This is a genomic window from Enterovibrio norvegicus DSM 15893 (assembly GCF_900115495.1).
In the GTDB taxonomy this organism is placed as follows: Bacteria; Pseudomonadota; Gammaproteobacteria; order Enterobacterales; family Vibrionaceae; genus Enterovibrio; species Enterovibrio norvegicus.
The window spans coordinates 55,172-75,301 of record NZ_FOWR01000019.1 but is presented as its reverse complement, the minus strand read 5'-3'; the positions used below and the strand labels follow the sequence as shown (position 1 = coordinate 75,301).

Sequence of the window (20,130 nt, the reverse complement as noted above, 5' to 3'; positions counted from 1 at the left end):
GTTTCTTTTCATGTTGTCTCACGCCCTTGCCGCTTTCGGCTTGAATAACAGATCTTTTTACGCCAACCTCAACACACTATGCGGGTGTGAACCCGACCCATGCGTATTCCTCACAAACTCAGGTTCATCGTTATCCTTGGTTTGGGTATTTAAAGAGATCATCTCCACATGCGTTTGCTTGCAAAGTTGCTCACGTCGCTACTCATCGTGCTCGTTGTTGCACTGTGCACCTTCCTGACGGTTCTACACACGTCATATGGTTTGCCTATGGTGCAACGCGTTGTTAGCACGCTTACGCCTTATCAGCTCAATGCCAGTGCGCTTGAGTACAACATCCTTTCGCCTTTTAACGTTGCATTTGATGACCCAGAACTGTTGCAGGACAATCGTGGCAAGTCTGTCGCATACTTGTCTTTTACCGTCTCGCCTCTCGATAGCCTCACCGGACAGCTCGTGCTAAAAAGCCTCGTGATTCGTGGCGCCACTATCGACGACACCCTGCCTGAATGGGTACCAAGTACATTGTCGGTAAAACACATTGCACTGGATGATTTGGCCTATGACAGCGAGGGGCTGTCTTTCTCTCAAGCAGACGTTCAGCTGTCGAATTGGCAAAACAGTGAAGAAAAGTGGGGGACGTGGAACGGCAAGTTTCAATTTTCGGCTCCTCACATTTCACTTCAAGGTCAGACACTCTCGAACTTGCTGCTCGACAGCGAAAAACGGGATGATATTTGGGAAGTGTGGGGATTATCCTTCAACAGCATTTTTGGCAACATCACAGGTAGCGCCACCCTTGATGCAAACAACCATTGGACCGTTCACCAACTTGGCGTAAGTGACGCCCGGATCGAACCTTCAGAGGCTTTGTCGACACTGTCCTCGCAATGGCAGGCTTTCTCTCAACACTATTCCATGGACATTCGCAGGCTCGACCTGCTCGATGTCAGTGCTGAAATGCCCACGCTGAGCATTGACCACCTCAACCTTTCCGCGCAATCCATGACGGTAAAAAACGGCGAACTGACATGGGCCAACAGCAACGTACCCTCGTTGTTATCATTCAACGCAAACTTGCTGCGTTACGAAACGTGGGTGCTGACGGACGCATTGGGTGAGTTTTCACTTTCCCCTGATCTTCTGCGCGTTAACGCATTCTCCTCCAAGATTAACGACGAAGGCTTTATCTCGTTTGCTGGTGACATCAGCAAGACAAGTGTGCAACTCGACACCTTGGTGGTTAATGGGTTTGACCTTACGCTCCAAGCGCCCCTATTTAGTACGCTAAAAACGGCATGGTCAGCGCTGAATGATATTCGAATAGCGTCACTTTCAGTGCGACACACCAATATTACCGTGCCCGATGTGAACTTCCCGCTGCAGTTAATTGGCATCAATTTGCGAGGCAACAGGTTGTCGCTGCGCGAAAAGCAACACTCAGGCATGTGGCAAGGCGACCTCACCGTCAGCATGAAAGCCGCCAGTGTGAATCGCATTTCAGTCTCAGCACCGCATGCGAGCATGTCCGTCAGTGATGGAGTATGGCAATTGGACACGTTGTCATTATCATTCCGTCAAGGCCAGTTGAACGCAACCGCCAAGGTCGATTTGGCCAACCCAAGTCGACCTTGGGAGATGAAGGCACAAGGCCTCAGTATTCCAACCACGCTTTATCAACAGTGGTTTGATGTTAATTTACCGCTATCCGGTGAGCATGACGTATACGCTGCGTTTTCTGGCCTTGCAGCAAGCAACGACAGCTTTGCGTACAGTTTGACTGGCACCTTGAATGCAACGCCGCACCGAGTGCTCTTTTCTCGCTCGCCAGGAACAACGCTGTCTCAAGACATTCTGAATGTGTTCATGGAGACCGAGCGTGCTCAAGATGCCGTGGCGTTGCCTTTGGTCATGGGAGACATTGCCATTACCGCCGACAGAGGGCGCATCCACATCACACCTACAACCATTGAAGATGACAATGAAAAAACCGAACTTTCTGGCGAGTGGGATTTAGTGACACGAGATGGGGAACTGTCGAACAAGACGATGAAAGGCAATACCTTGGAGATCGACTAGCGGGAAAAATCACCCTCATTGCCAACTTATCTCAGGACGGGACAAACGTCAGACACAAAAAAGCGCGAAGATTTCGCGCTTTTTTCGTTAGTACGGTGTTGTGGTTCATCAGCACGCTTGCTGATCGCTTACCCAAACAGCAAGGTTTGCGTCGGCGTTTGGTGTTGATGTGACGTGCTTTCTTCAGGCACCAACATATAGGTGCCTGCAAACACGCCCGCAATCTCATCGCCGCTGTAGAGCGTCACTTCCAATTTCACACGGGCTTTTCGCCCATCCGCTAAACGGTCTAAATCGCCGCTTAGTCCATCAAGGGATACCACGGCACGTGGACGCTCAGTGATCGGTTTTCGATAACGAATGTGGCTATCTGCTAATACGATACCTGCGGTGAGCTGTCGCTCTTTCATCAACAACCACACCATCCCCCACCCCGTGAGAGTTGCCATGCTAAACACACTGCCAGCAAACATGGAGTCATGAGGATTCAGGTTAGCGTTAAGCAATGCGGACACTTCAAAGCGGTAGCCCGTGAATTGAGTGATACGAATGCCCATTTTGTCGCTGATCGGAATTTGTGTTTGCCAGCGCTTCTGAAGCTCACTGCACCATTCTGGACGGCGAACAACATCAGACATCATATCGAGGGGTTTAAGCATTTGTTGGTGGCGTACAGGGCCACGCTCTTCGTTCAATTCACCTTGGCTGACAAAACCGTTACCACTGTAAAACCCAATGGCATCTTCGCGGGCGTTACATACAAGGCGTTTTGCCCCTTCCTGGCGCGCAAGTGATTCGAGCGCCATTAAGATCAATGCACCAAGACCACGCTTTCGATAATCAGGGGAAACCGCCATGTAGCGAATCTGCCCGTCATTATCTGGGCTAATGTACAAACGACCAATCGCAATCGGCTCGCCTTTGGCATCCACGATCATGCGGTGAATCGCACCGACATCGTAGGCATCACGCTCAGAGCCTTCTGGCTGACACCAAGGTTCGCGTAGCATCTGCCAGCGAAAATGGAAGTACGCATTCAATTCGTCTTCCTTCGTTGGTGTGATCAATCGAAACATTCCGCAGCTCTCCTTGCGAACCTGAAGTAAACCTTTAAGCCTGAAGCCAGAAAGTGACAGGACCATCATTGGCTAGGCTGACTTTCATGTCAGCAGCAAACACGCCATTCTCAGTATGAACACCGCTGTCACGGCAATACTGCGAAAACAATTGGTACAGTCTGTCAGCTTCCGCCGGCGGTGCTCCATTAAAACTAGGACGCATCCCTTTTTTTGTATCGGCGGCTAACGTAAATTGCGACACCACCAACACCTGACCACCCGCTTGTTGCACGTTCAAATTCATTTTTCCTTCGTCATCACCAAAAATGCGATAACCCAGAACTTTCTCGTGTAGGCGATGCGCTTTCTTGTCGTCATCCCCTTTTTCAACGCCCAGCAGCACCAGTAGGCCATGATCAATCGCGCCCACAACCTCGCCATCAACCACGACGCGTGCTTCACTGACTCGCTGGATCAGCGCAATCATACCAGCTCCTCTCTTATCATCTTAATTATCAGTAAGTTGTTCATTTTTTGACGGACTCTCGACATACCACAACTTTTTCTCACCCAATGAGGCGGTCACTTCAGCGCCAAGCAATACGATACACCAACTGAGGTATACCCAAACAAACAACAACGGCACCACCGCCAGCGCGCCATAAATCAGCTCATAAGACGGAAATTTCGACACATAGATGGCGAACCCCTTCTTGCTGAGTTCAAACAACAAGCTTGCGGAAACCGCACCTGTCAGCGCATGCCAAAGCACCACTGGACGATTAGGCACCAAGGTGTAAAGCCCAAAGAAAGCGATAGTGGTTAATAAGAACGGCAACATGCGAAGCAGTGACGGGATCCATTGCTCAGTACCTTCCACATTGAGCAAATTCAATGAACCAAGGTAAGAACTTACACCGAGGCTGGTGCCCACCAACACGGGGCCCAATGTCAGCACCATCCAATAAATAGAAAACGAAATAACCGGTGCCCGCTTGTGCTGAACACGCCAGATGTAGTTTAAGATTTTGTCGATCGCTGAAATCATCATCAAGGCAACAACGAACAGGAAAGCGACACCCACTGCGGTCATTCGCCCAGCATTCGACACAAACTCATCAAGGTATTTCTCGAGCGCTTCACCCGACGCAGGAACAAAGTTATGCAGGACAAAAGATTTGATTTCATCGCCCGCGCCCGCAAAACTTGGGAATATTGAGAGTGCCGAAAGTACCACAGTGATCAGCGGCACAAGAGATAACAAAGTGACGTACGCCATATAGCCGGCATTAACCGTCAATCGATCGTGACTTACTCGCGACACCAAGTGTCTTGCGAAAGCGAATAACGTCTGCCCCACCTTGGGCAATGAATGCTTGAGTCGTTCCACAGCTTCAACCATAGTTTGTTATTAATATCATCTTTGTTAAGAAACCTAATCATACACGAATGCGTAAAGGAGTTTACCGTGCGTCTACTCACCACCTTATTTCTTATTTTCGCTTTGTCAGGCTGTCAGTCTGCGTACTACGCAACCATGGAAAAGGTTGGCGTTCACAAGCGTGACATTATGGCCGACCGCGTTGAAGCGGCGTCAGAAGCGCAACAAGAAGCCAGTGAGCAATTCACGAGTGCGCTTGAAGCACTCACTGCCCTGACCAATTTCGATGGTGGTGAATTAGAAGCCATGTATAACACCATCAATGACCAATACGAAGAGAGCGAAGCCACAGTTGAAAACGTAAAAGAGCGCATCGAGGCGGTCGAAGATGTCTCTGATGCATTGTTTGACGAGTGGCAGGAAGAATTGTCTTTGTATTCAAGTGCAAAGTTGCGCCGTGAGAGTGAACGTAAACTGAAAAACACGGAGCGCAGCTACACCCAAATGCTCGCCGCTATGCGAAAAGCTGAAAGCAAAATGGAGCCTGTACTCGATACACTTCGGGACAACAGCTTGTACCTCAAACACAACTTAAATGCTGCAGCCATTGGTGCACTCAAAGGCGAGTTTGCTGGGCTAGAAGATGATATCAACCTTGCAATCAAAGACATGCAGGCAGCCATCAATGAATCTGAGCGCTTCCTCGCCACCTTGAAGAACTAATTAAGGATTGGCTGTTTCTTATAAGTGAAACATTCCATGTAACCGTTTTCCCTTATCGTGTGTGCAGGCAACTTCTTGCCTGTATTCAACGGTATGAATACACCACGCGGCTTGAACCATAGGTCACCGCTGATGGGTATTCGCCGTCTCTCAACTCGGAGGAGAACACATGGGTATTATTTCTTGGATCATTCTTGGGCTACTTGCCGGCATCTTGGCGAAGTGGATTATGCCTGGGAAAGACGGTGGTGGTTTCATTATGACCACACTACTGGGTATCGCTGGTGCGGTTGTCGGCGGTTGGGTGAGTTCACTGCTTGGCCTTGGCACTGCTGGCGGTCTAAGCCTAGGTAGCATTGTGATGGCAACCGTTGGCGCGCTTATCTTGTTGTTCCTATACAACCGATTCGCCAAGTAAGCCATCCATTCCAGAACAGCCTCTTACGCTAAGTCGTATTGAGATGCTCAGGAATAAAAAACATTAGATACAAAAAAGCCTCCAATCATGGAGGCTTTTTTATTCGCTACCGTTAAGTCACGATTGCGTTAGCGTTGGTAAATACATTACCCGCGGCTTGCGCGTTTACGCTCGTTCTCAGTAAGAAGTTTCTTACGGATACGGATGCTTTCTGGTGTTACTTCTACCAATTCGTCGTCATCGATGAATTCTAGTGCTTGCTCAAGGGTGTACTTGATAGCAGGTGAAAGTGTTTGAGCTTCGTCAGTACCAGATGCACGAACGTTGGTCAGCTGCTTACCTTTCAGACAGTTAACAGTCAGGTCGTTAGAACGGTTATGGATACCGATAACTTGACCTTCATAAACTTCATCTGCGTGTTCAGCAAACAAACGGCCACGCTCTTGCAGGTTAAACAGTGCGTAAGTCAGTGCTTTACCCGTTGCGTTAGAAATCAATACGCCATTTTTACGCTGACCGATAATGCCAGGTTTCATTGGACCGTAGTGATCAAACGTGTGGTAAATCAAACCTGAACCTGACGTCAACGTCAGGAATTCAGTTTGGAAACCGATCAGACCACGTGAAGGCATGATGAAGTCCATGCGTACACGGCCTTTACCGTCTGGAGACATGTCAGTCAGCTCACCTTTACGAAGACCGATTTTCTCCATTACGCCGCCTTGGTTTTCTTCCAATACGTCGATGGTTACGGTTTCAAACGGTTCCATTTTCTGGCCGTCTTCTTCTTTGATGATTACTTCTGGACGAGATACTGCTAACTCGAAACCTTCACGGCGCATGTTTTCGATCAGGATAGACAGGTGAAGTTCACCACGGCCTGAAACACGGAAGCGATCTGGGTTGTCAGTTTCTTCAACGCGCAATGCAACGTTGTGAACCAATTCTTTTTGCAGACGCTCAAGGATGTTACGTGACGTCACGTACTTACCTTCTTTACCTGCGAAAGGAGAGGTGTTGACTTGGAACGTCATGGTCACGGTTGGTTCGTCAACAGACAATGGTGGCAGCGCTTCAACAGCGTTCACATCACAGATAGTGTCAGAGATTTTCATCTCGCCAAGACCTGTAATTGCAACGATGTTGCCCGCGTGTGCTTGATCGATGTCATGACGCTCAAGGCCAAGGTAGCCCAGTACAGTACCGACTTTACCGTTACGGGTTTTGCCGTCTGCACCAACAATGGTCACTTGTTGGTTAGGCTTAACCGAACCACGTGTTACACGGCCAACACCGATAACACCAACGTATGAGCTGTAGTCCAACTGAGAGATTTGCATCTGCAGTGAACCTTCAGAATCAACTTGTGGAGCAGAAACGTTGTCAACGATAGCTTGGAACAATGGTTCCATGTTCTCGCCAGTTTCGCCTTCTTCCAACGTCGCCCAGCCGTTTAGTGCTGATGCGTAAACCACTTGGAAATCCAGTTGTTCGTCGGTTGCACCAAGGTTGTCGAACAGGTCAAACACCTGATCCATAACCCAATCAGGACGTGCGCCTGGACGGTCAATCTTGTTAATAACAACAATTGGCTTCAAACCGTGACCGAACGCTTTTTGCGTTACGAAACGGGTTTGTGGCATTGGACCATCAACGGCATCAACAATCAGAAGAACCGAGTCAACCATCGACATGATACGCTCAACTTCACCACCGAAATCGGCGTGTCCAGGGGTATCAACGATGTTGATGCGGTAATCATTCCAGTTAATTGCGGTGTTTTTCGCAAGAATGGTGATACCACGCTCTTTCTCGATGTCGTTCGAGTCCATGACACGTTCTTCGTGCTCGCCACGGGTTTCCAGGGTGCCAGACTGCTGAAGCAGCTTATCAACCAAGGTAGTTTTGCCGTGGTCAACGTGCGCGATAATCGCGATATTTCTTAGTTTATCTAACTGTAACGTAGACATGGGTTCTCTTTCACTCAAAAAAGATGTGTCGCAAAAGGCGCTCTAGCTACATTACTAGAGGCATTCATCGCCACTTGATTAAAAAAACGACCGTAATTTAACAGATTCTTACTCAAAACACTTCAACAATGTGACCTAGGACCAATTTATATTCGCCTCGCCTTAGTGATGACACACTTTTAGCCCCTCTTAATATAGTCGCATCCCCTGTCTTTGCGCCCTTAGCGGGTGATCTCTGTGCTAGATAGCATCATGCATCAGCTTTCCGATCGAGATCACAGGTACAACATCGCTCATGTTTCTCACCCCCAACATTGATTGACAACATGAGGCAACCGCTGCTGAATGAAGGGATTGGACACGCATTCTTTTCAGATGCACCAAAATGGTGCGGACGCGCACCAAAAGTGAACATTACTGGCGATATTTTGCGGACAAGATGACCCAAAATCAGGCAGTAACAGGGTTTTAAAACTTGGCACGCTTTTCGCTTAGTAGCATACAGATTCATTTTTTGTCTGAGCGAAACAAGCTGCTTAGCCAATTTAGAGATAATTGACACCGGAGGTTTATTCACATGTCAGTAGAAAACGTACTTGCCTTAATCCAAGAGCACGAAGTGAAATTTGTTGATCTGCGTTTTACCGATACCAAAGGTAAAGAGCAGCACATCTCAATCCCAGCACATCAAGTTGATGCAGACTTCTTTGAAGACGGCAAAATGTTTGATGGTTCTTCCGTAGCAGGCTGGAAAGGCATTAACGAATCAGACATGGTAATGATGCCTGACGCATCTACTGCTGTACTTGACCCGTTCACCGAAGACAGCACCCTAAACGTGCGTTGTGACATTCTTGAGCCAGCAACAATGCAAGGCTACGATCGCGACCCACGCTCAATTTCAAAGCGTGCTGAAGACTACATGCGTGCTTCTGGTATTGCAGACACCGTGCTTGTTGGTCCAGAACCAGAGTTCTTCTTGTTTGATGACGTGAAGTTCGCCACCGACATGTCAGGTTCTTTCTACAAAATTGATGATGTAGAAGCGAGCTGGAACAGCGGTGCGTCTTTTGAAGGTGGTAACAAAGGTCACCGTCCAGGCGTGAAAGGCGGTTACTTCCCAGTAGCACCTGTTGATTCATCACAAGACATCCGTTCAGCGATGTGTCTGGTTATGGAAGAGATGGGTCTAGTTGTTGAAGCGCACCACCACGAAGTTGCAACAGCAGGTCAGAACGAAATCGCAACGCGTTTCAACACGTTGACGTCAAAAGCTGATGAAATCCAAATCTACAAGTACGTTGTTCACAACGTAGCACACGCATTTGGTAAAACTGCGACCTTTATGCCTAAGCCACTTGTTGGTGATAACGGTTCTGGTATGCACGTTCACATGTCTTTGAACAAAGACGGTCAGAACTTGTTTGCGGGTGATAAATACGGCGGCCTGTCTGAAATGGCGCTGTACTACATTGGCGGTATCATCAAGCACGCACGTGCTATCAACGCCTTTGCTAACCCAGCAACTAACTCATACAAACGTCTTGTTCCAGGCTTCGAAGCGCCAGTGATGCTTGCATACTCTGCACGTAACCGTTCAGCTTCTATCCGTATCCCTGTGGTACCAAGCCCGAAAGCACGCCGTATCGAAGCGCGTTTCCCAGATCCAGCAGCCAACCCATACTTGGCGTTTGCAGCACTTCTGATGGCCGGTCTTGACGGTATCAAGAACAAGATCCACCCTGGCGATGCAATGGACAAAGATTTGTATGACCTTCCAGCGGAAGAAGCAGCAGAGATTCCAAAAGTTGCAGAGTCTTTGGAAATTGCATTGAAAGCACTTGACGAAGATCGTGAGTTCTTGACTTCAGGCGGCGTATTCTCTGACGATTTCATCGATTCTTACATCGGATTGAAATCTCAGGACGTGGAAAAAGTAAACATGACCACGCACCCATTGGAATTTGAACTGTACTACTCAGTGTAATACATTCGGTTTCATATCAGATCAAAGGGCTCGCTCACAAGCGGGCCCTTTTTCTATTGTCGTAAAAAAGATCAGGCGCAAAATAAAACTTTACTCTTCAGGATGTTAAACGATGCGTTCGTTCCGTGTTTTCCTGCTTTCAAGCCTAATGCTCTATTTTGGTGCACCCTCTCTTTCTATTGCGTCCGATGAGTACTACCGCTGGGTAGACGAAAACGGCGTGATGCACTTTAGCGATGCACCACCCGACGTCAGCGTAGAACTCGGCATACAGATTGATGTGGTGCCATTAGAAAAACAAACCACAAAGACAAACATACCCACACCCGATGCGCCTCCAGCACCACCAGAACCAGAGGCCCCAGCCATGGCGACCGCAGTACGCCTTGTTTCGCCTTCCCAAGAAGCCACGATTAGAAGCAACGAAGGCAACATCAGCATCAAGGTCGATACCGATTTACCCTTGGGCAAAGACCAAGCATTACGCCTTGTTATGGACGGAGAAAAACAATCAACCCAAAGTGCTAACCGTTGGCAACTCAACAACGTAGACCGGGGTGCTCACCAGTTAAATGTGCAATTACTACAAAATGGCAAGGTAATTGCAGCAACCCAGTCAGTGACTGTGTTTTTGCACCGGGCGACAAAGCCTAAAGCGCCAAAACCGACACCACGATAGGGGTGTAACAAACACAGAGTTCTCGATATGCCATTAATTGATATTGAACGCTGCACAACAACGCACTATCGCGTAAACTAGAATGCACCAATATGGTGCATTCAAACTAGGAAGGTGATGTGGCTACTCTGACCGAAACTGTAATGGACAACCTGATCACAGCAGTGCTGGTGCTCGACAACGAGCTTGTCGTGGCCTATGCCAACCCTGCGGCAGAGCAATTGTTCTGCCAAAGTGCACGCCGCCTGCGCGATCACCCTCTGACAGAGTTACTGCAACACAGCTCCATCGATTTAGTGCAGGTCAAAGAAACCCTCGAGAACGGGCAAAGCCTCACGGACAGCGATGTCACACTCGTTATCGATGGCCACCAGCGGAAAGTCGAATTCAGTGCGAGCCCATTAATGTGGGAACGCAGTCCATCCATGCTGCTTGAGATCAAAGCCATTGGGCATCAACGCCGCATCAGCAAAGAGCTCTCGCAGCAAGCCCAGCAGCAAGCCGCTCGAGAATTAGTGCGTGGCCTCGCGCATGAAATCAAAAACCCACTTGGGGGCTTACGCGGCGCGGCGCAATTGCTGGAGAAAATGCTGCCGGACCCAAGCCTGCACGAATATACGCGCATCATCATCGAACAGGCTGACCGGCTACGGAACTTGGTCGATCGCTTATTGGGGCCACAAAAACCCGGACATCGCCAACACGAGAACATTCACGTCATCTTGGAGAAAGTGCGCCAATTGGTCGAACTCGAATCTGGCGATATATCCATTGTCAGAGATTACGACCCAAGCTTGCCCGACCTAGAGATGGACCCCGATCAGATGGAACAAGCCATACTGAATGTGGTCAGCAATGCCGCACAAATACTGCAAGAACTGCACGCACTAAACACCCACGAAGGTGAAATCACACTGAGAACGCGTACCGAACATCAAGTGGTCATTAACGGGCAGCGCCATCGTCTTGCCGCCCGCATTGATATTTCGGATAACGGCCCGGGTATTGCCCCCGACCTTCAAGACACGCTCTTTTACCCCATGGTATCAGGACGCGCTGGCGGCACTGGGCTAGGCCTTTCTATTACGCGAAACCTCATTGATCAGCATAAAGGCAACATTCATGTCAGCAGCTGGCCGGGGCATACCACCTTCACCATTTTGTTACCAATTCGTCGCTAAGGGGAGCTCATGAGCAAAGGATTAATTTGGGTCGTTGATGACGACAGCTCAATTCGCTGGGTATTAGAACGCACGCTAAACGCCGCTGGCTTGGCCTGTGAGACGTTCGCAGATGCAGACAGCGTGTTAGAAGGCTTAAACCGAGAAGTGCCCGATGTGTTGGTCTCAGACATCCGTATGCCGGGAACAGACGGCTTTACCCTGCTCAATCGTCTTCAGGAAGAATACCCAACCCTGCCCGTCATTATCATGACCGCACACTCGGATCTCGACGCAGCAGTGAGTGCCTACAAAAAAGGCGCATTCGAGTACTTGCCGAAACCTTTCGACATTGACGAAGCTGTTGCCTTGGTTGAGCGTGCTGTTTCACACAGCCAAGAGCAAAAACGACAACGCTCTCCGCGTGAATCACAAGAAACCGTGCCGGAGATCATTGGTGAAGCACCCTCGATGCAGGAAGTGTTTCGTGCCATTGGCCGTTTATCCCGCTCATCCATTTCCGTTTTGATTAACGGTGAATCGGGCACAGGCAAAGAGTTAGTTGCCCATGCCTTGCACCGTCATAGCCCACGCGCCAAGAATGCGTTTATCGCCTTGAACATGGCAGCCATTCCGAAAGATTTGATTGAATCTGAATTGTTTGGCCATGAGAAAGGCGCATTTACTGGGGCGAATAGCATTCGCCAAGGCCGTTTTGAGCAAGCCAATGGCGGCACGCTGTTTTTGGATGAAATCGGCGACATGCCGTTAGATATTCAAACCCGCTTGCTGCGCGTATTGGCGGACGGGCAGTTTTATCGTGTCGGTGGGCATTCAGCGATTAACGTTGATGTGCGTATTATCGCCGCAACGCACCAAAACCTCGAAAAATTGGTGGCAGAAGGTAGCTTCCGTGAAGATTTATTCCATCGCCTCAATGTTATTCGCGTTCACCTTCCGCCACTGCGAGAACGTCGCCAAGACATCGGCCAGCTTGCCAAACATTTCCTCAAGCGCGCCTCTGATGAGCTTGATATTGAAGTGAAATCGCTGCATGCCAGCACGCTCGATTTGATTTCAGGCCTCGCTTGGCCGGGCAACGTGCGTCAGCTCGAGAACACCTGTCGTTGGCTAACCGTGATGGGCAGTGGCAAAGAAATTTTGCCCGAAGACCTTCCGCCAGAGTTGCTACAACCGACCGATATCGCTGAAGAAGGCGAAGGTGGCGGTTGGCAAAGTGCGCTCTCACAGTGGGCAAAGCATTCGTTGGGTAACGGCGATGACAACCTGCTCAGAGAAGCCTTGCCTGAATTTGAACGCATCTTGTTGCAAGAGGCTCTCAGCCACACGAGAGGCCACAAGCAAGAAGCTGCCAAACTGCTCGGTTGGGGGCGCAACACACTGACACGTAAACTCAAAGAACTGCACATCCCTTAAATTCACCGATGAGCCTATTCGCGTAAGGGCAGTCACCGCCCTTACGCATGATGAATAGGTTCAGTTCTTTAATCGCTGAGCAATAAATCAACAATTTTGGTTAACACTGACAACAAAACCGCTCAATCGAGTGGTTTGTCTTCACCAATCTACTGACGCGCCTATTTTTAGTCCTTATACTTCTCAAAAGTTGATTTAAGGATATTTGGCTATGATCGCAACCCACCTTCCACTGACGGACCTTCACCGTCATCTTGATGGCAATATTCGTATTAATACCATTTTGGAACTGGGTCAGAAGTTCGGAATGGCGCTCCCTGCGACCACCATCGAGACACTTCGTCCACACGTACAAGTGATGTCTAACGAACCTGATTTGGTTGGCTTCCTGTCCAAATTGGATTGGGGTGTCGCTGTACTTGGCGATCTGGACGCGGTGCGCCGTGTTGCTTACGAGAACGTCGAAGACGCATTGAATGCCCGCATTGATTACGCTGAGCTGCGTTTTTCTCCTTACTACATGGCCATGAAGCATAATCTGCCCGTGCAAGGTGTGGTTGAAGCCGTGATTGACGGTGTAAAAGCCGGTAGCCAAGATTTCGGCGTGAAAACCAACCTGATTGGCATCATGAGCCGCACCTTTGGTGTGGACGCTTGCATGCAAGAATTGGATGCGTTATTGGCACTCAAACAGCACCTCGTCGCCGTTGATTTAGCCGGTGATGAACTTGGACAGCCTGGTGAGCAATTTAACGACCATTTCGCAAAAGTACGCAAAGCAGGCCTCAATGTCACCGTGCATGCGGGCGAAGCTGCTGGCGCTGAAAGCATGTGGCAAGCCATTAACGAATTAGGCGCGACCCGTATTGGCCACGGCGTAAAAGCCATCCAAGATCCACGCTTAATGGATTACCTTGCCAAGCACCGCATTGGTATCGAATCCGCCCTAACGTCAAACGTACAAACCAGCACTGTCGAGAGCTTCGCGACGCACCCAGTGAAAGCCTTCCTTGAGCACGGCATCTTGGCATCTCTCAATACCGATGACCCTGCAGTTTCGGGTATTGAGCTGCCACACGAATATGACGTTGCTGCGCCACAAGCAGGCTTGAGCCAAGCCCAAATCACTCAACTGCAAGAAAATGGCCTAGCGATCGCCTACTTGTCAGACAGTGAAAAAGCGGAACTCCGCGCAAAAGCACAAGCGCGCGCGTAAACCTCGTTAAAACAATATATTGACAGCAGTACGCTGAACGGTAACCGAATCAGCACTGAGCATGACGAAAAACACCAGCAAATTGCTGGTGTTTTTTTGAGCGTAGCTGACGTACAATGCCGCCGATTTTTTAACACGCCGGATGAAACGTTCATGTTCGACGCACTATTTACACTGAATGAAATGGCAGCTGCGGGTCCAGGTCAACTGGCAGCGGCAGCTCTTGCTGTGGTACTGGCTGTATTCAGCCTTGGCAGCGGCGCGTAAGCGCAAACGCCAGATCGAAAAAAGCCGCGATAGCGGCTTTTTTCGTTTTTGTCTTTGGTGATCTCGCTAACCCGTGTAGCGATCACCTTTCGTCACTCATCACATTAAATCACGCGAGAGAACTGCTGCTGACGTGCACGATCGCGAAGGTAAGTGTCAAAACACATACAAATATTGCGGATCAGTAAGCGGCCTTTCAGCGTCACCTTGATGCTTTTCGCATCCACCTCCACCAGCTCATCATCAACGAAGCACTGTAGCAGCGATAAGTCTTCGGCAAAGTAGGTGTCGAATTCAATGTCATAGGTGCCTTCAATCTCGGACTTATCAAGATAGAAATTACAGATCAGCGATTTAATGACTTCACGGCGCAACAAATCGTCGCCATCTAACATGACACCTTTCCAAAGCGCATGACGTTGTTCTTCCACTTGGCCGTAATATTTCTTCAGCTCTTTTTGGTTTTGGGCATAACAGTCACCAATCATGGAAATCGCTGACACACCCAAACCTAGTAAATCACAGTCGCCTTGCGTAGTGTAGCCTTGGAAGTTGCGGTGAAGGTTTCCTTCACGCTGTGCCACAGCAAGCTCATCATCCGGCAACGCAAAGTGATCCATACCAATGAACTGGTAGCCTTCACTCGTCAACGTACCAATGGTTTGCTCCAACATGGACAAACGCACTTGTGGCGACGGTAAATCGTCATCTTTGATTTTACGCTGAGCAGCAAACAAGGATGGTAGGTGCGCATAATTGAAAACGGACAAGCGTCCCGGCTTCATCTCAAGCACTTGCGACAAGGTTTTCGCAAATGTTTCACCGTTTTGGTGTGGAAGGCCATAAATCAAATCAAGGTTGGTTGAGCGGAAGCCCAAGGTTTTAGCACGCGACACCATGTCACGAATGAAGGTTTCATCCTGCTCACGGTTCACCGCTTTCTGCACGGTTTTATCAAAGTCCTGAACGCCAATACTTAAACGGTTAAAGCCTTCACTGCGCAGGTGATCAAGCATATCCAGCTCGATTTCACGCGGATCCACTTCGATACTGATTTCAGCATTGTCATCCAGTTGGAATTCTTGGCGAAGCAACCCCATCAATCGAGTGACCTGCTCTTTGGTCAAAAAGGTTGGCGTGCCGCCCCCCCAATGAAGTTGTGTCACGTTACGATCATGCAGCAAATACGCACGCTGACGGATCTCTTGCTCTAGCGCATCCAAATACGCATCTGCTTTGTGCTGATGACGTGTAATGACTTTATTGCAGCCACAGTAGTAGCAAAGCGTATGACAAAACGGGATATGGACGTAGAGAGAAAGGTTTCTCTCCGGATATTGGGTACATGCCATGTCAAATTCCGCGGCGGTAAACACCTCATGGAATTCCAGCGCGGTTGGATAGGAGGTATAACGAGGGCCTGAGTAGTTGTACTTCTCGATCAGACTCTGATCCCAAATGATTTGCTGTTTTGACATGTATATTTCGCCCAATATGAACAACCGGAGAGTATTATTTTGCCACACTCTCCGGTGTCAGATGAATCAATCTCGCTGCTCAACGGCAATTTTGCTGGACTGATCGAAGCGATCAGCTCGCTAACGTCCGAATAGGTGTCATCTTGGCACCAGTAAAAGCGAGGATTTCTTCGAGTTCGATTTTGATCGCATCCTGAAGACGAGTTTCCGTTTTCATGCGTTCTAAATCATGACGCATCCTTTCTTTTTTCGGGATGGCCTTTCGGGCGTCACCACGTGGCATGTCCTTAACCACGTCATACAATTCATAAAGCGCAGGAAAGCGCGTCGGGTAATCCACACGCTTTTCTCCCTGTAGGTGATCCATGATCATAAACAGACGGATCGCCGCTTCTGACAAATCGCATTGATCTTGCAATGTTGCCATCGCAATCACATCAACGCTTTCGATGATCTTGTTATTTCTTTGGGTAATCGCCGCTTTTTGTTGCGCAGCCTGAAAGCGAGTTTGTCGACGAAGTTTCGACAACAACCAACCAGCATAACTTGCTAACCCAAGAACAATGGCACCGCCAAGCGCCACAACACCTAAAGGAAGAGTCTCCAACACTTACTCCTGATCGAATTTTAGGTTTTCAAACTCAGCCAATAAATCATCGTCGCCTCGGCGCGATTTCTTTCCTTTTGGCTGTTCAACTGGCGCATCTTCTTGCTCTTCTTCCAGCAAGCCAAGCTGTGCCATCAACGCTTCAATGCGATCCAGTTTCTCATCAACGTAAGACTGCAGACCTGCACCTAGCTTCTCGCCATTTTCAATACGGTCTAACAACACATTTAGTTGTGCATCGTTTTCCAGCATATCCAATTCTTTTGCAGCATCTAGGCGACGAACCTTTTTACCTTCTGCTGACTTTGGATGTGGCTTTTGCTCAACAATCAATGCGATAGGCTTTTTGCTACCCAAACGTGGGTCTCTTGTTGCGTTGATTTGGCGTTGCTTTTCGACTTTACCATCAGAATGGCGAGAGCCCGCTTTCAAACCTTTACGACGGTTTGCGCGTTTGCGTGCCAATGACGCAACGTCATCTTTGCTCAATGAACGGTCACTGTATTGTGCAGGACCTTCAGAGCCGACTTTGCGTGCTTTCTTCTTGCGGGTCATTCGTTTTTCTTCCTCAGTAAAATTACGTCGTTACCAACAAAGTCCACGTCAAGACCATCACGATCTGCCAAAAAGCAGAACGTTTCGCGACTAAAAAAACTCACGTGGGTTGGATCGTTCTTGTAATGCCAGCACCTAAACGCGTCAGCATCAATAACGAGCTTGGTCATGATAGCTAACCAGCCTCCAGGCTTAACCAGACTCAGTAACTGTCTCCATTCCTTGTGAGGCAAGTAAAAATGTTCAATCGCTTCAGTGCAGGTAACGAAATCGTATTGCGTCTCGAGCACCGTGGTGTCGGGCGAAAAATACGGATCGTAAATCGACATTGTATGCCCTTTATCCGCCAGCATGCTGGCCAACACAGGGCCTGGCCCACAACCAAAGTCTAAGCCTCGCTGAGAGGTCATACCGAGCTTTTCGCTCAGTGGCATGGCAACGCGGCTCAGAAACTGGCGATAGCCTTCATCTTCCGCCGAATTCTCATGCAGGTCGTAATGCGCTTTCTCTTCATCCGGTGACAGTCGGCTAGCAGGATCGGCGAAAACCAGTGAACAAGGGTCACAACGGAAATATCGGCGACGTTTATCCTGCTCAAAATCGACGACATAGGTCGACTGACAAAGCGGGCAATCAAGGGTCATTGGAGATTTCTACACCAAAGTGAATGGCGGAAATGTATCAGAAAGATGGATAAGAAAAAAGCGACAGGCAAGGCCTGTCGCTCTATAGCGTTCTAAAGAACGGATTTTACCGTTTTCATCCCTAACAGTAACACCACTTCCCGGTGAACAATATTCCTTTTGTGATAGGGCTTCCTGCCGTTTTTATTTGAGTTTTGCTCGTCAACGTCCTGTTGTCTCCACCATCCTGGCGGGTGTCCTTCTCTCGTCCAGAGAGTGTCCTATCGGCGTTATTCCTTCACACCGCTTGTCATCCTGACAACAAAACATCCTGTTCTTTCTAAGGCTCATCCAGAGCCAGTATCCGTTTGTCCGCTACGCACCCTGCGTCATCGTCCTGATGGTCCATTCCGTGTCGTGTTCCCTGTCGACATAGATAAGTTTACGAGTCTCTCGAAAACAAAACAGGTCATGTTTCACAAAACGCACTACCCATTTTTAAGGGAATTAAATATCTACCTGAAATGTAGAACAAAAAAACAAAGTCTGTCATTTTTTCGCGCGTATGACACGTCTAACAATGGTCGATCGCTTACACGTAGACAGGAAAAATGCCCAAAAAGAAAAAAGGCAGCTTTCGCTGCCTTTTTGATAACTTCACCTTTCAATGCCAGATTACGGCATTAGGATGGTGATCAGTGCAAACCGCCCACATAAAGAGAAATGGCTTCAATCTCTTTGTCGGAAAGCTTTGAGGCAACAATTTGCATCATGCCATTCATGTCGTTGTTTCGCTGCTTATCACGGAATGCCATCAACTGAGATTTGATGTAATCCGCATGTTGGCTAGAGATTTTAGGGAAACCGGACAGTGCCGTGCCGTTACCACGAGGGCCATGACAGGCAATACACGCTGCAATGCCACGCTCTTTATCACCTGCGAGGTACAATTGCTCACCAACAGGGATTGACGATTCAGGCGTGCTACCGGCTTTCGGTGTTTGTGCCGCGAAGTATGCCGCGAGATCGGACATGTCTTCTTCTGACAGAGAGGCAACCATGCCGGCCATGACGGCGTTATTTCGGCCTTGAGCACCACCAGAGGTCATTCCCAACTTAAAATCTTTAAGTTGCTTCAAAAGATATTTTTCGTGCTGGCCTGCCAAAACTGGGTTTGCAGCGATGAGGCTGTTACCATCAGCGCCATGACAAGCTGCGCAAGTGGCTGATTTTGCTTTACCTGCTTCTGCATCACCCTGTGCATAAACGGTAAAACTCGCAAGTAAGGTGAGTAATAGCGCTAATTTCTTCATGACATTCCATTTATAATTATCAAGCTTCCGATACCACGATGCTCGCGCCATCATGATACAATCATTGAGCAAAAACCGAGCACGGATATTTTACACAATTTCACATAAAAGTAATCAGTCGACTACATAAAGTCGAGACGGAGTTAACAGTGAATCCTTCACTCAACTATCGCAATACCCACTTTATTACCAGTGCACCGGACATTCGTGCCCTGCCAGCTGATACCGGGATCGAGGTTGCCTTTGCAGGCAGATCGAACGCGGGTAAATCGAGCTCTATTAACAGACTATGTGATCATAAGGGTCTGGTAAAGGTGAGTAAGACACCAGGTCGCACTCAATTAATTAACCTTTTCAAAGTGGATGAGGGATGCCACATCGTTGACTTACCTGGGTATGGCTTTGCGCAAGTCCCCCTGGAAATGAAGAAAAAATGGCAAAAATCCCTTGGGGAATATTTGCAAAAACGTGATCAGCTCAAGGGCTTGGTGGTGTTAATGGATATCCGTCACCCACTGAAAGAGCTCGATCAGCAACTGATTTTCTGGGCGGTAGATTCGAACCTTCCTGTTCTTGCTCTGCTCACCAAGTGTGACAAGCTGAAAAGCGGCGCACGTAAAGCAGAGCTGGTGAAGGTTCGTGAAGCAGCAAAAGATTTTGGCGGCGATGTGGAAGTCGAACTCTACTCATCACTCAAAGGTGTTGGCGTAGATAAACTGCGCAAAAAACTTGATGGCTGGTACTTCCCCTATCATGAAAGCGGTGTTGAGACTGACGTTGAAGACAGCGCTGACGCAGTATCAGTGGACGTTGATTCTGCGGAATAAGCGTGCCAAATAAAAAACCCCACCTCGTGGGTGGGGTAACGGGAGAGAAATAGGAGGTTTTTTTATTCGTTATAGAATCAGTGTCAGCAATGATTCTCATCCTCGCAAGTCCACACCACCCGCATCACCTGTTTTTTTGCCTTACTTAACAGACAGCTAATTCATTCCGCCTTTTAACCTTATGATTCATCATGTTTTTAGTTATCCAAAAAATTCTTATTTTTCTATAAGAATTATCATGATTTAAACATGTTTTTTGGCTACAGAATTACTGGAATTGAGTTACAGAATGAAGGGTAAAAAAATGGCCGAACTGAGAGTCAGATCGGCCAGAATCAACATGGAGATGCACTGT

The 20,130-nt window shown here is 48.5% G+C and carries 18 protein-coding genes; 9 read left to right on the top strand and 9 right to left on the bottom strand.

The genetic code is table 11. The features are described from left to right. Nucleotides 1-168: 168 nt before the first annotated feature. A complete protein-coding gene (locus BM082_RS13510; protein WP_074927307.1) occupies nucleotides 169-2,076 on the top strand; it encodes an AsmA family protein in 1,908 nt (635 codons plus the stop codon). 128 nt (nucleotides 2,077-2,204) lie between these two features. On the opposite strand, the gene BM082_RS13505 is transcribed toward BM082_RS13510, so the two are convergent. The 3 genes from BM082_RS13505 to BM082_RS13495 are packed head-to-tail and all read right to left on the bottom strand — an operon-like array spanning nucleotide 2,205 to nucleotide 4,536. Further along, nucleotides 2,205-3,152, bottom strand: coding sequence for a bifunctional GNAT family N-acetyltransferase/hotdog fold thioesterase (locus BM082_RS13505; protein ID WP_017012498.1), 948 nt, complete (start codon nucleotides 3,150-3,152; stop codon nucleotides 2,205-2,207). 34 nt (nucleotides 3,153-3,186) lie between these two features. Beyond that, nucleotides 3,187-3,621, bottom strand: a complete 435-nt coding sequence (gene dtd / locus BM082_RS13500) for a D-aminoacyl-tRNA deacylase (RefSeq protein ID WP_074927305.1) — start codon at nucleotides 3,619-3,621, stop codon at nucleotides 3,187-3,189. A 21-nt stretch (nucleotides 3,622-3,642) separates the two neighbouring features. After that, nucleotides 3,643-4,536 carry a virulence factor BrkB family protein gene (locus BM082_RS13495; RefSeq protein ID WP_017012496.1) on the bottom strand — a complete coding sequence of 298 codons (894 nt, stop codon included), beginning with the start codon at nucleotides 4,534-4,536 and terminating at the stop codon, nucleotides 3,643-3,645. A 66-nt stretch (nucleotides 4,537-4,602) separates the two neighbouring features. On the opposite strand from BM082_RS13495, the gene BM082_RS13490 reads away from it, so the two are divergent. Together BM082_RS13490 and BM082_RS13485 are read left to right on the top strand one after the other, a co-directional pair. Continuing rightward, a complete protein-coding gene (locus BM082_RS13490) occupies nucleotides 4,603-5,238 on the top strand; it encodes a DUF2959 domain-containing protein (RefSeq protein ID WP_017012495.1) in 636 nt (211 codons plus the stop codon). 169 nt (nucleotides 5,239-5,407) lie between these two features. Beyond that, nucleotides 5,408-5,656, top strand: a complete 249-nt coding sequence (locus tag BM082_RS13485; protein ID WP_017012494.1) for a GlsB/YeaQ/YmgE family stress response membrane protein — start codon at nucleotides 5,408-5,410, stop codon at nucleotides 5,654-5,656. Between the two features lie 146 nt (nucleotides 5,657-5,802). On the opposite strand, the gene typA is transcribed toward BM082_RS13485, so the two are convergent. Beyond that, nucleotides 5,803-7,626: a translational GTPase TypA gene (typA, locus tag BM082_RS13480; protein WP_017012493.1), complete on the bottom strand. Its 1,824-nt coding sequence runs from the start codon at nucleotides 7,624-7,626 to the stop codon at nucleotides 5,803-5,805. Between the two features lie 577 nt (nucleotides 7,627-8,203). Between typA and glnA the strand changes: the two genes are divergently transcribed. The 5 genes from glnA to add all read left to right on the top strand — a co-directional run bounded on the left by glnA (nucleotide 8,204) and on the right by add (nucleotide 14,105). Further along, a complete protein-coding gene (glnA, locus tag BM082_RS13475) occupies nucleotides 8,204-9,613 on the top strand; it encodes a glutamate--ammonia ligase (RefSeq protein ID WP_017012492.1) in 1,410 nt (469 codons plus the stop codon). 112 nt (nucleotides 9,614-9,725) lie between these two features. After that, nucleotides 9,726-10,292 carry a DUF4124 domain-containing protein gene (locus BM082_RS13470; protein WP_017012491.1) on the top strand — a complete coding sequence of 189 codons (567 nt, stop codon included), beginning with the start codon at nucleotides 9,726-9,728 and terminating at the stop codon, nucleotides 10,290-10,292. 143 nt (nucleotides 10,293-10,435) lie between these two features. Then, nucleotides 10,436-11,473 carry a nitrogen regulation protein NR(II) gene (gene glnL / locus BM082_RS13465; protein ID WP_017012490.1) on the top strand — a complete coding sequence of 346 codons (1,038 nt, stop codon included), beginning with the start codon at nucleotides 10,436-10,438 and terminating at the stop codon, nucleotides 11,471-11,473. Between the two features lie 9 nt (nucleotides 11,474-11,482). Continuing rightward, nucleotides 11,483-12,889 carry a nitrogen regulation protein NR(I) gene (gene glnG / locus BM082_RS13460; RefSeq protein ID WP_074927303.1) on the top strand — a complete coding sequence of 469 codons (1,407 nt, stop codon included), beginning with the start codon at nucleotides 11,483-11,485 and terminating at the stop codon, nucleotides 12,887-12,889. Nucleotides 12,890-13,100: 211 nt separating this feature from the next. Beyond that, on the top strand, nucleotides 13,101-14,105 hold the full coding sequence (gene add, locus BM082_RS13455) for an adenosine deaminase (RefSeq protein ID WP_017013266.1): 1,005 nt from the start codon (nucleotides 13,101-13,103) through the stop codon (nucleotides 14,103-14,105). 371 nt (nucleotides 14,106-14,476) lie between these two features. On the opposite strand, the gene hemN is transcribed toward add, so the two are convergent. From hemN to BM082_RS13430, 5 genes are all read right to left on the bottom strand, one after another. Beyond that, entirely contained in the window at nucleotides 14,477-15,850 is a 1,374-nt protein-coding gene (hemN, locus tag BM082_RS13450) for an oxygen-independent coproporphyrinogen III oxidase (RefSeq protein ID WP_017013265.1), read from the bottom strand. Between the two features lie 112 nt (nucleotides 15,851-15,962). Beyond that, on the bottom strand, nucleotides 15,963-16,460 hold the full coding sequence (locus BM082_RS13445) for a DUF2489 domain-containing protein (protein WP_017011978.1): 498 nt from the start codon (nucleotides 16,458-16,460) through the stop codon (nucleotides 15,963-15,965). Then, nucleotides 16,461-17,012 carry a Der GTPase-activating protein YihI gene (gene yihI, locus BM082_RS13440; RefSeq protein WP_017011977.1) on the bottom strand — a complete coding sequence of 184 codons (552 nt, stop codon included), beginning with the start codon at nucleotides 17,010-17,012 and terminating at the stop codon, nucleotides 16,461-16,463. Beyond that, complete coding sequence (locus tag BM082_RS13435; protein ID WP_017016292.1) at nucleotides 17,009-17,656, bottom strand: class I SAM-dependent methyltransferase; 648 nt, start codon at nucleotides 17,654-17,656, stop codon at nucleotides 17,009-17,011. The genes yihI and BM082_RS13435 overlap by 4 nt, the downstream gene beginning before the upstream one ends. 674 nt (nucleotides 17,657-18,330) lie before the next feature. Beyond that, entirely contained in the window at nucleotides 18,331-18,948 is a 618-nt protein-coding gene (locus BM082_RS13430; RefSeq protein WP_017011975.1) for a c-type cytochrome, read from the bottom strand. A gap of 149 nt (nucleotides 18,949-19,097) precedes the next feature. Between BM082_RS13430 and yihA the strand changes: the two genes are divergently transcribed. Further along, the gene (gene yihA / locus BM082_RS13425; RefSeq protein ID WP_017011974.1) at nucleotides 19,098-19,775 is read left to right on the top strand and encodes a ribosome biogenesis GTP-binding protein YihA/YsxC; all 678 of its coding nucleotides are present in this window, start codon (nucleotides 19,098-19,100) and stop codon (nucleotides 19,773-19,775) included. Nucleotides 19,776-20,130: the final 355 nt, after the last annotated feature.